The 13,828-nt window shown below is 40.7% G+C and carries 13 protein-coding genes; 4 read left to right on the top strand and 9 right to left on the bottom strand.

All coding sequences use genetic code 11. From position 1 onward, the window contains the following. Positions 1-3: 3 nt before the first annotated feature. Positions 4-1,080: an aspartate-semialdehyde dehydrogenase gene (locus tag ACHUFA_RS07960; protein WP_394405430.1), complete on the bottom strand. Its 1,077-nt coding sequence runs from the start codon at positions 1,078-1,080 to the stop codon at positions 4-6. Between the two features lie 164 nt (positions 1,081-1,244). Further along, positions 1,245-2,915, bottom strand: coding sequence for a formate--tetrahydrofolate ligase (locus tag ACHUFA_RS07955; protein ID WP_394405428.1), 1,671 nt, complete (start codon positions 2,913-2,915; stop codon positions 1,245-1,247). Between the two features lie 196 nt (positions 2,916-3,111). Here ACHUFA_RS07955 and ACHUFA_RS07950 point away from each other — a divergent pair, with 196 nt between their 5' ends. The 4 genes from ACHUFA_RS07950 (at position 3,112) to ACHUFA_RS07935 (ending at position 6,711) form a co-directional block, all read left to right on the top strand. Then, a complete protein-coding gene (locus ACHUFA_RS07950) occupies positions 3,112-3,798 on the top strand; it encodes a phosphopantothenate--cysteine ligase (protein ID WP_394405426.1) in 687 nt (228 codons plus the stop codon). A 2-nt stretch (positions 3,799-3,800) separates the two neighbouring features. Then, positions 3,801-4,349 (top strand): phosphopantothenoylcysteine decarboxylase, encoded by a 549-nt coding sequence (coaC, locus tag ACHUFA_RS07945; protein ID WP_222348395.1) that lies wholly within the window; start codon positions 3,801-3,803, stop codon positions 4,347-4,349. Next, the gene (locus ACHUFA_RS07940) at positions 4,336-4,905 is read left to right on the top strand and encodes an ECF transporter S component (RefSeq protein ID WP_394405424.1); all 570 of its coding nucleotides are present in this window, start codon (positions 4,336-4,338) and stop codon (positions 4,903-4,905) included. The genes coaC and ACHUFA_RS07940 overlap by 14 nt, the downstream gene beginning before the upstream one ends. A gap of 90 nt (positions 4,906-4,995) precedes the next feature. Continuing rightward, positions 4,996-6,711, top strand: coding sequence for a phospho-sugar mutase (locus ACHUFA_RS07935; protein ID WP_222348385.1), 1,716 nt, complete (start codon positions 4,996-4,998; stop codon positions 6,709-6,711). Positions 6,712-6,757: 46 nt separating this feature from the next. Here ACHUFA_RS07935 and ACHUFA_RS07930 read toward each other — a convergent pair whose 3' ends face one another. The 7 genes from ACHUFA_RS07930 to ACHUFA_RS07900 form a co-directional block, all read right to left on the bottom strand. Beyond that, on the bottom strand, positions 6,758-7,108 hold the full coding sequence (locus ACHUFA_RS07930) for a helix-turn-helix domain-containing protein (protein WP_318530367.1): 351 nt from the start codon (positions 7,106-7,108) through the stop codon (positions 6,758-6,760). Between the two features lie 6 nt (positions 7,109-7,114). Further along, positions 7,115-7,498, bottom strand: coding sequence for a hypothetical protein (locus ACHUFA_RS07925; RefSeq protein ID WP_318530368.1), 384 nt, complete (start codon positions 7,496-7,498; stop codon positions 7,115-7,117). A 42-nt stretch (positions 7,499-7,540) separates the two neighbouring features. After that, positions 7,541-7,717 (bottom strand): hypothetical protein, encoded by a 177-nt coding sequence (locus tag ACHUFA_RS07920; protein ID WP_318530369.1) that lies wholly within the window; start codon positions 7,715-7,717, stop codon positions 7,541-7,543. Between the two features lie 8 nt (positions 7,718-7,725). Next, positions 7,726-8,514: an oxidoreductase gene (locus ACHUFA_RS07915; RefSeq protein ID WP_394405463.1), complete on the bottom strand. Its 789-nt coding sequence runs from the start codon at positions 8,512-8,514 to the stop codon at positions 7,726-7,728. 638 nt (positions 8,515-9,152) lie between these two features. After that, on the bottom strand, positions 9,153-10,298 hold the full coding sequence (gene mutY / locus ACHUFA_RS07910; protein WP_222348381.1) for an A/G-specific adenine glycosylase: 1,146 nt from the start codon (positions 10,296-10,298) through the stop codon (positions 9,153-9,155). Positions 10,299-10,357: 59 nt separating this feature from the next. Next, positions 10,358-12,103 carry an ABC transporter ATP-binding protein gene (locus tag ACHUFA_RS07905; RefSeq protein ID WP_394405421.1) on the bottom strand — a complete coding sequence of 582 codons (1,746 nt, stop codon included), beginning with the start codon at positions 12,101-12,103 and terminating at the stop codon, positions 10,358-10,360. Continuing rightward, the gene (locus tag ACHUFA_RS07900; RefSeq protein ID WP_394405419.1) at positions 12,087-13,826 is read right to left on the bottom strand and encodes an ABC transporter ATP-binding protein; all 1,740 of its coding nucleotides are present in this window, start codon (positions 13,824-13,826) and stop codon (positions 12,087-12,089) included. Before ACHUFA_RS07900 ends, ACHUFA_RS07905 begins: the two co-directional genes overlap by 17 nt. Positions 13,827-13,828: the final 2 nt, after the last annotated feature.

Below are 13,828 nucleotides of genomic sequence, written 5' to 3'. Positions count from 1 at the left end.
AGCTTATTTCAATTCAAATTTCAAGTCTGCAGTTGGGCGAACCAAACCACGTTCGTGAAGAGTTTCTGCGATTTGAACGGAATTCCATGCAGCACCTTTGAGCAAGTTATCGGAAACAACCCACATATGGATCCCTTTTTCAGCATCCAAATCTTTACGGATACGACCGACAAATGTATCACGGCTACCAACTGCGTTGACAGCTTGAGGATAGATTTGATGCGCCACATCATCTTCTAAGACTGCTCCTGGGAAGGCTGCAATAGCAGCTTTGACTTCTTCAATCGGAGCAACTTCTTTTGTTTCAATATAAACTGACTCAGAGTGAGCAGAAAGAACTGGAATACGAACACAGGTTGCTGAAACGGCAATAGAGTCGTCTTCCATGATTTTCTTGGTTTCCTTTGTCATTTTCATTTCTTCATAAGTGTAGTCGTTATCTGTGAAGACATCGATTTGTGGAAGAGCATTGAAACCGATTGGGTAGTGTTTTTTGTCACCACCAGAAGGGAGAATGTTTGCTTCTACATCTTTAGGATTAACACCATCATTCAATACGGCACGAAGTTGAGCCTGTGTTTCCAAGATTGCCCCCATACCAGCGCCAGAAACAGCCTGATAAGTTGATACGATAATACGGTCCAATCCCCATTTTTGACGAACAGGCTCAAGCGCTACCATCATTTGAATGGTTGAGCAGTTTGGACAAGCAATAATTCCGTTATGAGCGTCCAAGGCGTGAGCATTGACTTCTGGCACCACTAAAGGCACATCAGGATTTTGACGGAAATAGGAAGTGTTATCAACCACAACTGCTCCTGCTTTCACAGCGTAAGGAGCATATTTAGCAGAAGTTGAACCACCTGCTGAAAAGAGAGCAATATCCACGCCAGTAAAGGCATCTTCTGTCGTTTCTTCGATAACAATATCTTTTCCCTTGAATTGCAAGGTCTTACCAGCTGAGCGAGCAGACGCCAAAAAACGTACTTTTTCGATTGGAAGAGTTGATTCTTCCAACATCTTAATCATTTGTGCACCAACTGCACCTGTAGCACCAACTACTGCAACTGTATAAGCCATAAAATTACCTCTTTCAAATCTAAATTTATACAATTATACTATATTTTTTTTCAAAACAAAAGCAATTTTTCAGAAAATTCCTGCATTTTTATAAATTAAATATAAGGGTAGTTTTTTCAACAAAAAGAAGTTGGCCTTAAACCAACTTCTTTACTGTTTATTGTTTAGAACAGTCCAAGAGCTGTTCCATCTTCTGCGACGTCCATATTAAGAGCGGCAGGTGCTTTGGGTAAACCTGGCATAGTCATGACATCGCCTGTGAGGGCAACGATAAAGCCTGCTCCAAGTTTTGGTACTAGTTCACGAATGGTTACATCAAAACCACGTGGCGCTCCAAGAAGGGTTGGATCATCTGAGAAACTATACTGGGTCTTGGCCATACAAACTGGTAACTTGTCCCAGCTGTTTTTCACGATTTGAGCAATCTGGGTCTTGGCTTTCTTTTCAAAGACAACGTTATCAGCGCGGTAAATTTCGCGAGCGACAGTTGCAATCTTGTCTTCAATAGATTGATTATCATCGTAAAGTCGAGTGTAGTTAGTTGGTGTATTTTCGATAGTCTCAACAACTGTCTGTGCTAGCTCAACCCCACCTTCAGCACCGTTTGCCCAGACGCTAGCCAACTCAACAGGGACATTGATTTGAGCGCAGAGTCTGCGAAGTTCAGCAATTTCAGCTTCTGTATCCGCTACAAATTCATTGATAGCTACTACGACAGGAACGCCGTACTTGCGCATATTTTCAACGTGTTGAGCTAGATTAGCAAAACCAGCTGTTACTGCAGCAACATTTTCTGTGGCGAGCTGATCTTTTGCAACACCACCATTCATTTTCAGAGCACGGAGAGTGGCAACAACGACGATTGCTGATGGAGTAGTTGGAAGATTTGGTGTCTTGATATCCAAGAATTTCTCCGCACCAAGGTCAGCACCAAAGCCTGCCTCTGTGACTACGTAGTCAGCCAAACGAAGAGCTGTTGACGTTGCAAGAACGGAGTTACATCCATGAGCAATATTAGCAAATGGACCGCCGTGAACAAAGGCAGGTGTTCCGTAAATAGTTTGGACGAGATTTGGTTTGATGGCGTCCTTGAGAATGAGTGTGAGAGCCCCTTCTACCTTCAAATCACGAACATAAACTGGAATACGGTCATAACGATAACCAATCACAATATTAGAAAGACGTTTTTTCAAGTCAGCTAGATCAGTTGCCAAGCAAAGAATGGCCATGATTTCAGAAGCAACTGTGATGTCGAATCCGTCTTCGCGTGGAATACCGTTAAGTGGTCCACCTAATCCAACTGTTACATGACGGAGTGCGCGGTCATTTAAGTCCACAACACGTTTCCAGATGATACGGCGCTGGTCGATTCCAAGCTCATTTCCTTGATGAAGGTGATTGTCAATTAAGGCTGATAAGGCATTGTGGGCTGTTGTGATAGCATGCATATCACCTGTGAAATGGAGGTTGATATCTTCCATTGGCAATACCTGCGCATAACCACCACCTGCTGCGCCCCCCTTGATTCCCATCACAGGACCGAGCGATGGTTCACGAAGGGCAATCATTGTCTTCTTACCGATTTTATTAAGCGCATCAGCCAGACCGATACTCATAGTTGACTTTCCTTCACCCGCTGGTGTAGGATTGATAGCCGTTACCAAGATAAGCTTCCCGACAGGATTTTCTTGCACCGTTTTAATCTTATCAAAAGTTAATTTTGCCTTGTACTTTCCGTACAGTTCGATATCATCAAAGGAAATCCCTAAGGGTTCAACGATGTCTGTAATAGGCTGTAAGCTAACACTTTGTGCGATTTCAATATCCGTTTTCATTCTATCACCTCATAATCTGATAGTATTATCATAACAGATATTCGCGTTTTGTGCACGTGTTTTGTATATAAAAATTAAAACGTACGGATTTTATGGCTGTCCGTCACTTATATCTATATAATCGTATATTTTTATTCGTTTTTAAAGGAGGTCGCGAAGACTTTACGAAAAGAAGATTTTCTTGTACAATAAGAACATGAAAATTCTGATTACATCTGGCGGAACAAGTGAAGCGATCGATCGTGTTCGCGCTATTACCAACCATTCTACAGGGCAGTTAGGAAAGTTAATTGCCGAAACATTTTTGCAAACTAATTTTCCTGTTACTTTAGTAACGACGAAGAATGCTGTGAAGCCTGAACCACATCCTCTTCTTCATATAGTTGAGATTTCTAATGTAGAAAGTTTGCAGACCTGTTTAGAGCCTCTTGTCAAGGAGCATGACGTTCTTATTCATAGCATGGCTGTTTCTGATTATACTCCTGTTTATATGACAGGTTTGGATGAAGTGGAACAGACTGAGAATGTTCGTGATTTGCTAAACAAGAAAAATATAGAAACGAAAATTTCATCTAAAGAAGATGTTCAAGTGCTTTTCCTCAAGAAAACTCCAAAAGTCATCTCGAAAGTCAAGGAATGGAATCCAACTATCAAATTATTTGGCTTCAAATTGCTAGTAGATGTTTCTAAAAAAGAACTATTTGCGGTTGCACGGGATAGTTTAATCAAGAATCAAGTAGACTATATCATCGCCAACGACTTGACAGATATTTCTGCAGGAAGACACAAAGCCTTCTTGATCAACCAGAAAAGTGAGCAAATGGCAACAACCAAGGAGGAAATTGCCCAGCTCATTCTCGACACCATCTTAGAAAAGAGATAGTCATGGCAAATATCACACTGGCTGTAACAGGCTCTATTTCAGCTTATAAGGCAGCCGAACTTAGCAATCAACTTAGCAAACTCGGTCATCATGTGACTGTTTTAATGAGCCAGTCAGCGACGCAATTTATTACACCTCTGACCCTACAATCCTTATCAAAAAATTTGGTACATACAGATGTTATGCTGGAAGAAGACCCTAGTTCAATCAAGCATATCGACATCGCAAAGGAGACTGATTTATTTTTAGTTGCGCCCTTATCAGCCAACACTTTAGCAAAATTAGCCCACGGAACGGCAGATAATATCATTACAGCTGTTGCTCTCGCTCTGCCAGTTGGGAAACCGAAACTAGTCGCTCCTGCTATGAATACCAATATGTATCTCAATCCTGCTACCCAGCACAATCTACATCTTCTTCGCTCCTATGGCTTTGAAGAAATTAAACCGCGAGAAGCTCTGCTGGCCTGTGGTGATTATGGGACAGGAGCCTTAGCAGATATTGATACTATTTTAGAGAAAGTGAGACAAACTCTTCATGAAAAACAATAAATCTAGTTATGTTGCGACAGTTGCTCTTTTCTTTGCAACCATGCTAGTTATCCATTTTTTGACGTCTATTATTTTTAATATCTTACCTTTTCCAATCAAACCTACTCTAGTTCATATCCCTGTAATTGTCGCCTCTATTGTCTACGGCCCACGCATCGGTGCTACTTTGGGTGGACTCATGGGGATCATCAGTGTGGTGACCAATACTCTTGTTTTGTTACCTACTAGCTACCTCTTTACCCCCTTTGTACCCAACGGGAATGTCTGGTCACTAGTCATTGCTTTGGTTCCTCGGATTTTGATTGGGATTACTCCTCACTTTACTTATAAGTTTCTAAAAAATAAGTCAGGACTGATTGTCGCTGGTGCAGTTGGTTCTATGACCAACACGATTTTTGTTCTTGGTGGTATCTTCGTCCTCTTCTCCTCAGTCTATAATGGAAATATCCAGCTCATGTTGGCAGGAATTATTGGGACAAATGCTATCGCAGAAATGGTGATTTCAGCTATTTTGACACTTGCAATTGTACCAACCATGCTAAAACTAAAAAAATAAGGAAATAAGTCACGTGAGAGCGTGCTTTTTTCTTTTGAAAATGGTATACTGAAAGCGGTTAATATAATTTTCATTATGAAGGAGATCTAAATGACATATTCAGATAATTATCAGAAATGGTTAGAATTTGCGGAACTGCCTGACTACCTCCGTGAAGACTTGCTTGCCATGGATGAAAAAACAAAAGAAGATGCCTTTTACACAAATCTTGAATTTGGAACAGCTGGTATGCGTGGTTATATCGGTGCAGGTACAAATCGTATTAATATTTATGTTGTTCGTCAAGCAACGGAAGGTTTGGCAAAATTAGTTGAATCAAAAGGTGAGGAAGCTAAAAAACGTGGTGTTGCGATTGCCTACGACTCACGTCACTTCTCTCCAGAGTTTGCTTTTGAATCAGCTCAAGTCTTGGCGGCACATGGTATCCAATCGTATGTATTCGAAAGCCTTCGTCCAACGCCAGAACTTTCTTTTGCTGTTCGCCATTACAATGCTATTGCTGGTATTATGGTAACAGCTAGCCACAATCCAAAAGAATTCAACGGCTATAAGGTTTACGGTGAAGATGGCGGACAAATGCCACCTGCTGATGCTGATGCATTGACAGATTATATTCGTGCTATTGACAATCCATTTGATGTTGCCTTAGCAGACTTAGAAGAGGCAAAAGCTTCTGGTCTTATCAAAGTTTTGGGTGAAGAAACAGATGCCCTCTACTTGGAAGAATTGAAGGCTATCACCATTAACCCAGACTTAATTAAAGAGTTTGGTCGTGACATGAAGATTGTCTACACACCTCTTCATGGTACCGGTGAAATGTTGACTCGTCGTGCCTTGGCACAAGCTGGCTTTGACTCTGTGCAAATCGTAGAAGCCCAAGCAACTGCTGACCCTGACTTCTCTACAGTTGCTTCTCCCAACCCAGAAAGCCAAGCTGCCTTTGCTATGGCTGAAGAACTTGGCCGTCAAGTAGACGCGGATGTGCTTCTTGCTACTGACCCTGATGCCGACCGTGTTGGTGTTGAAGTTCGCCAGGCTGATGGCTCTTACTGGAACTTATCTGGTAACCAAATCGGTGCTCTTCTTGCCAAATATATCTTGGAAGCCCACAAACAAGCGGGTACACTTCCTGAAAATGCAGCTGTCTGCAAGTCAATCGTTTCTACCGAGTTGGTAACGAAAATTGCTGAAAGCTACGGCGCAACCATGTTCAACGTCTTGACTGGTTTCAAATTTATCGCTGAAAAAATTCAAGAATTTGAAGATACAAATAACCACACTTACATGTTTGGTTTTGAAGAAAGCTTCGGTTACTTGATTAAACCATTCGTTCGAGATAAAGATGCTATTCAAGCAGTTCTATTGGTTGCTGAAATTGCCGCCTACTACCGTTCACGTGGTTTGACCTTGGCTGATGGTATTGATGAAATCTTCAAAGAATATGGCTACTTTGCTGAAAAGACAATCTCTGTGACTCTTTCAGGTATGGATGGTGCAGCAGAAATCAAGAAAATCATGGATAAATTCCGTGGCAATGCACCTGAAACCTTCAACAATACAGCTATCGCTTTGACAGAAGATTTCTTGGAGCAAACAGCAACTTCCGCTCAAGGTGTAACAGCACTCACTACACCACCAAGCAATGTCTTGAAGTATACTCTTGCGGATGATTCATGGTTTGCAGTACGCCCTTCAGGAACTGAGCCAAAAATCAAGTTCTACATCGCAACTGTTGGCGATACACTTGAAGAAGCTGAAACAAAAATCGCAACTATTGAAAAAGAAATCAACGAATTTGTTGGATAAAACGAAAACCACCGCTTGGTGGTTTTCGTTTTATCAGTTCAAATTTTCAATTTCTAGAGATTGTTTTATATGTACCGATTGTCATTCCTATCCATTTTTTGAAAGCTTGAGGTTCACTATATCCCAAAAGACTAGAGATTTCATCAGTTGTTAATCCCATTTTGATGTAGGAAACAGCCATTGATTTTTGAACTTTTTGTACTTGATCTTTGAAGCTAGTTCCCTCATTTTTCAAGTAGCGTTGCAAACTTCTTGTACTCATGCCTAATTGCTGCGCCACGCTATCAATGGAAAAATTGCCGCTAGGAATTGCTGTAAATAGCTGGCCCTGCACATAGGCGATCAGATTAGAGCTAGTCTCCGCCTCTGCCAATTGACGACTTAGTTCAGGCTCCAAATACTGCTACATGATATTATTCTGAGTTAGAAAGACTTTTTCTAAGTCTTTTATATCAAATACTAGACGGTTGCTATCTGACTTTTGAACAGGACAAGCTAAAATCGCCAAACTCTCCTCCTCATAGTCAAAAGGTGTTTCAACAAACAATGGAGTAATTTTCTGACCAGACCCTTGTCTAGCTAAGTCTAGGAGTAAGAGTTGTTCGTTCAAAATTGTAAACTTAGGTAGCTCTAGCTGATTGATGACAAAGGAAAATTGGACTGAAACGGTAGTATCTGCCACAAGTATATCCACTTCAACAGGACCGACTAGCTTTTTAAAATGAGTAAATCGTTCCAAGGCTTCTAGGCCATTTGCTGACATTAAGGCTGCGAAGATAGGTGGCATAAACAATTGAATGTTATGAATTTGACTGAGTTGACGTATAGCTTACTCTGGTATTTGGCTATCCAAGTCCTGCAAAAACTTGTAATAGTCCATGGGCGCTAAATCTAGCTCCTCTTGCCACAAATACTTAGACAGCCCAGCATTCTCCAAGACTAGTCCAAGGTCAATACCAATTGACTTGAGGAAATCTTGAAATTGATGAATTAGTGTTAATTTCATATAATACCTTATTTCATTTGTGAAAGCATGATACGGTCGTAAACACGGTCACCAAGAATACGACGAATTCCTAGTAGAAGGTGTGATCCTTGCCCAACCAAGTAACGTGTTTTTGGATTTTTAGTATTGATAATTTTTTGAACAGCATTTGAAATAACTTTTGGATTTGATCCTTTTGCTGGTGGATTATCCATAGCTTTAATATAAGCATTTACTACATCTTTATACGGGCCAGTTTGTGATTCAAAGGAGAAGTTGTCACGCACACCTTGGTTAAATCCAGTGTCAATCATTCCTGGTTCAAGTACTACAACATTAATATTGAAGGCTTTTAATTCAATACGAAGGCAGTCGCTATATCCTTCAATAGTATGTTTAGAAGCATGATACCAAGCTACAAGTGTACCACCCATTGATGATGTATTGATGATTAATCCATCATTTTGCTTACGCATATATGGTAGAACTTTTTGCGTCAAGCGGGCAACACCGTAAACGTTAACTTCAAATTGCATTTGAACATGTTCCATAGGCATTTCTTCAACTGGGCCGTAGAGTCCGTAACCAACATTATTCCAAAGTACATCGATGCGTCCTTGTTCTTCAACGATTGCTTTAATAACTTTTTCAATATCGTCTTCATTTGTGACATCCATTCTCATGACATGTCCACCTAATTCAGCAAGATTTTTCATTTTATCAACTGAACTTGTAACACAATATACAATGTGTCCAGCCTTGATCAAACCAGCTGCTGTGATTTTACCCATATCTGATGACGCACCTGTGATTAGAATTACTTTTTATTAGACATTTTTATTACCTCTTTGTTTTGATAAATCAATTTTAGCACAATATACGCCAGGAATAACAACATTTGACGTCAACATTGTATCAATTCGCGCCAAAAAAGAGGCATATGCCTCTTTTAGATTTCTAAATGGGAAAGTTCATTCTCTATAACAATCATTAAAAATTAAAATCCTATTTAGCTACCCTTAGTGCAAATTTCCTACTCTTAATAATGATTAAAATAAGTCGTAAATGTAGTTCAAACTGTTATTCTGAAACCAATAATAGACTTAGTAAAGCCTACTTAAGCGCATTAGCCCTTCTTATGATGTAGTAGGGTAGCAAGGCTAATAAAGTGATGATAAACAATAGACAAATGAGTTATTAGTTGAGCACTAGAGAATGAACCTTCCTTTTAAAACAGAGGTTTTCTTCTTAGTTATCATCTTTTTTGTCCTTTTGACAGGGCATAAATTTCTTGTTTTTCCTCCAAAAATCTACACAATCCGTAAAGATGATATCCTAATCAGAAAGCCAAGGAGTAAAAAATTATACCTATGAGGGCACCTCCCTCATTTCGCTTATATTATACCTCTTTTTAAAAACGCTTTCAAGTAATTGTGTGCAGAATTTGAAATATTTTTTACTGCTCCGCTTTCCCTTTCAAATAAGACTCCCACAGTTTCTGTTGAGGTTTGGCAAAGGGATAGGAATGAAAATCTTCAACTGAAACCCAGCGTAATTCGCGGTCTTGAGCAAGCTTTCCTTCTATCAAAACACCTTCAGCCAAGTCAACCTGCCATTTGCGATGACTAAAAACATGTTGGATCGGTAGAAATTCTGCGTCTTGCCAATCAACTTTTTGTCCATAGGCTTCTTCAAATGTCCCCAAGATATCTGTTTCTTCTGCCACTTCAAACAGATTGATTTCCTTTCTTGCTGGAGCAAATTTTTCAATTAGGGGGAAAGACCAGAACCCTGATAAGAGTCCGGCAGCTGTATTTTTCTCCAACAAAAATTGATTTTCTTGATTGCGGATAATATAGGCCTGATAATAGACAGGAACTGGCTTTTTCTTGGGTGCTTTTATAGGATACTTGTCCATGGTACCATGTAAATAAGCTGCGCTGAATTCTTTAACAGGGCTTTCTTCTGGACGAGGATTGACAGGCGCTTCAATATCAGAACCCAAATCCATCAAGGCTTGGTTGAAGTCACCGGGTCGCTCGGGATCAATCAAAATCTCCATCATAATTTGGAAAATTTTACGGTTGGCTGGAATCCCAATGTCATAATCAACCTCGAACAATCGACTGAGAACCCGCATAACATTACCATCTACGGCAGGTTCGGGAAGTCCAAAGGCTATACTCGCAACTGCACCTGCTGTATAGGGGCCGATACCTTTCAGACTAGCAATTTCTTCATAAGTCTGAGGAAATTGTCCATCAAACCTCTCTACCATCTGTTGAGCTGCCGTTTGCATGTTGCGCACACGGGAATAATAGCCCAATCCCTCCCAGACTTTTAACAAGGTCTCTTCCTCTGCTGCTGCCAAATCAGCAATGGTCGGTAGCCGATATAGGAAACTTTCATAGTAGGGAATAACTGTATCCACACGCGTCTGTTGGAGCATGATTTCTGACACCCAAATCGCATAGGGATCAGATGTTCGTCGCCAAGGCAAGTCACGTTTATTCTTGTCGTACCATTCTAACAAAGCCTTACGAAAAGAGATTATCTTCGCCTCAGGCCACATTTCAATTCCAAATTCTTTCAAATCTAACATATAACTAGTATAGCACAGACTGGAAAATTTCAAAAAGCTGAAGATTTCTCTCCAGCTTTCTAATCTTCTATAGCTCCCTGACTTTGGATCATATTGTAATAACATCCTTTACTTGCCATGAGACTATCGTGCGTTCCTTGTTCGACAATAGTGCCTTTTACCATAACTAGAATCATATCTGCCGACTGAATGGTAGACAGGCGGTGAGCAATGATAAAGCTGGTTCGTCCTTCCATCAACTTTTCAAAAGCTTCCTGAATGAGGACCTCCGTCCGTGTATCAATAGAGGAAGTCGCTTCATCTAAAATCAAAATTTTAGGAATATGGACAAAGACACGAGCAATGGCCAGTAGCTGACGTTGCCCTTGCGATAAGGACTCGCCAGCGTCAGCGAGATAAGTATCATAGCCGTTCGGTAATTGACGAATAAAGAAATCAGCGTTTGCTGCTTTAGCGGCTGTAACAATCATTTCTCGGCTGGCTTGAGGAAATCCATAGGCAATATTGTCATGAACAGTTCCCGTTTTGAGCCAGGTTTCTTGCAAGACCATGCCAATCTGACGTCGGAGAGAGTCACGACTGTAATTTTTAATCGATACGCCATCGATACGAATATTCCCTTGATTGACATCGTAAAAACGCATGAGGAGGTTGATCAGAGTAGACTTTCCTGCTCCCGTTGGCCCGACAACTGCTACCTTACTTCCTGCTGGAATATCCAGATTTAGATGTTCGATCAATTTTTGCCCTGTTTGATAGGAAAAAGCTACATTTTCAAAAGAGAAAGCACCTTTAATATCCGAAAATTGCAATTCTCGAACATTCTTTTCTTCAATAACTTTTTGGTCCAAAATATCAAACAAGCGCTCTGCACAAGCAAGTGCACTCTGTAATTCTGACAAGACAGACGAAATATCGTTGAAGGGTTTGGTATACTGATTAACATAATTCAGGAAGGTAGTTAAGGAACCAACCGTAAAGTTTCCCTGCATAATCCGCCAAGCCCCAAGCCCTGTCAGCAGAGCATAGATGGTCGCATTGACAAAACGAGTAACAGGATTGATAGTCGAAGAGGAAAAAATGGCTTGTTGTGAATGCTGCGCATATTGACTATTAACTACCTCAAATTCACTTGTAAACTGTTCTTGTGCATTGAAAGCCTGCACCAGTGAGAGATTTCCCATACTTTCTTCTAAAAATGAAGCTTGCGCCCCACGAGATTTGGTTTGCTCGCGATAGTAGTAATAACTTTTTTGAGCAATGAGTCGGGCTAGAAAGAGAGACAGAGGCGTTAAAGCCACCACGACCAACATCATCCATACATCTAGCTGCGCCATGGTGACAATGGTTAGGAGAATGGTTAAAACTCCTACCAAAAATTGATTGAAAATCATGACCAGCCCATTTGTCAACTGCTCGCTGTCAGAGGAAATACGTGCCACCAGATCGCCTACACTCTGTCTATCTAGATAGCTGAGTGGTAATTGGTGCAATTTTTCAAAAACTTGCTGCCGTAACTCTTTCATAGCAGTATAGATAATCTGATTAGTCAAAAGAGGAATAAACCATTGTACAAGTGTATTGAGTCCTACTACCACTATCATCTTGTAGAGAATCGTCAACAAATTTTTCAGCTCTTGACTGTCTAACACAGTATCAACTGCTTGCCCGATTAAAATCGGCAGATACACTGTCAACAGAACTTGTAGAATTGTTCCCAGCAAGATAAAACTTAATCTCAGAGGATACTTGGTCATCAACCGAAGCAAGTTTCTTAGGGTTGGCTTTTTATCTCGTCGTTTCATGAGCACCTCCCTGATTTTGCTGCGAATGATGAATTTCTTGGTAAATTGCACAGGATTCTAGTAACATCTGATGTGGACCAAGCCCAACTTGATGCCCTTTATCCAATACTAAAATCTGGTCAGCCCCTTGCAAACTATTGGTCCGCTGAGAAATCATAATAAGTGTTTGCTGTGGTAATTCCCGTCGAATGGCCGACAAGAGACGACTTTCAGTTAAATAATCCAGGGCTGAAGTTGAATCATCTAGGATTAAAACCGGCGCTTCTTGTAAAATAGCTCGCGCAATAGTCAATCGTTGGCGTTGTCCACCAGAAAAATTTCGTCCAAAAGCTTCTACTCTTGCTTCCAAACCGCCTTTTTCTTCTACAAAATCCTTGGCTTGGGCAATTTCCAAGGCCCACCACATCTTTTCTTCTTCTGCATCCGTCATGCCCAAGGTCAGATTAGAAGCGATACTGCCACTAAATAATTGAGCTTTTTGTGGGACTAAAGCAAATAGTTTACGCCAATCCTTCAAATTTTTAGGAGGAACTCCTTTTTTGAAAACTGCAATTTGCCCCTGACTTGGCTGATAAAAGCGTAAGAATAGCTGAACTAGACTTGATTTTCCTGAACCAGTTCCACCAATCATACCAAAAAAATCACCCTCTTGAATAGAAAAGTCAAGATTCTCTAAAGCAGATTCTACCGCGGTAGGGTAGGTAAAGGTCAGATTTTCAGCAAGGATTTGTTGAGTTGGAAATGGACAATCTTTGACAAATAAGTCGGCCTCCAAATCTTCGGATTTCTGGTTGAAAATTTCCTGAACACGTTTGGCACTGATAAAGGTCTGGTTGAGTGTTGTCACGACCATAACCAATTTGACCAATTCTACTAGAATTTGTAGAAGATAGTTTATCAAGGCAACCAACATCCCTTTCTCCAGTGCATTATCCGCAATAGCCAGTTGCCCCTTCCAAATCAAGACGACCAGTGTCAGATTCACTACTAGGTAAGTAGCTGGTGTCAGCAAGGCAGACCAGTAGCCTGCTCGAATTTGTAATGTTTTATACTGAGAGTTTTTTTCAGTAAAGTCTGTAATTTCCCTGTCCCTTTGCACGAATGCACGAATGACTCGCATGCCCAGACTATTTTCACGGATAGCACTAACCATCTTGTCCAATCCAAGACGAATTTTTGAAAAATAGCCTGCTGAAATCTGCGAGATAATAATCACAATGACAAGCAAAATGGCAATCATGAATACAAACCAGATAGACAGGCGGGGACTGATAGAAAATGCCATGAGCAGAGCGCCAAAAACTACAATTGGTGCTCGTAAAAAGAGACGAAGAAAAATGTTGATACCTGTTTGAATCTGTAAACAATCGCTCGTTAAACGAGTTAAGAGGCTAGCACTAGATAGCTGATCTTGGCTCGATTTCGGGAGAGAAAGAACTTTCTGATAGAGGTCCTGAGTTAATTGCTTGGTGTAACCAACGGCTGCTTTAGCAGAATAATACTGGGCAATGAGCGCCACCACTACACCTACAACTGCTAATCCTATCAATAACAAAACTAAGGCAACCAAGTTTCCCTGATTGCCATGTGGAATGATTTGATCAACAATTGCTGCAATCACCAAAGGGACAAACAACTCAAAACAGGCTTCGAGTAGCTTAAACAAGGGAGCTAGAACGGACTCCTTTATATAACCTTTGAAATAGCGCAATAATGATTTCATAT

Source organism: Streptococcus hepaticus (assembly GCF_043656315.1).
GTDB lineage: Bacteria > Bacillota > Bacilli > Lactobacillales > Streptococcaceae > Streptococcus > Streptococcus hepaticus.
This window is presented reverse-complemented; position numbering and strand designations above follow the sequence as displayed.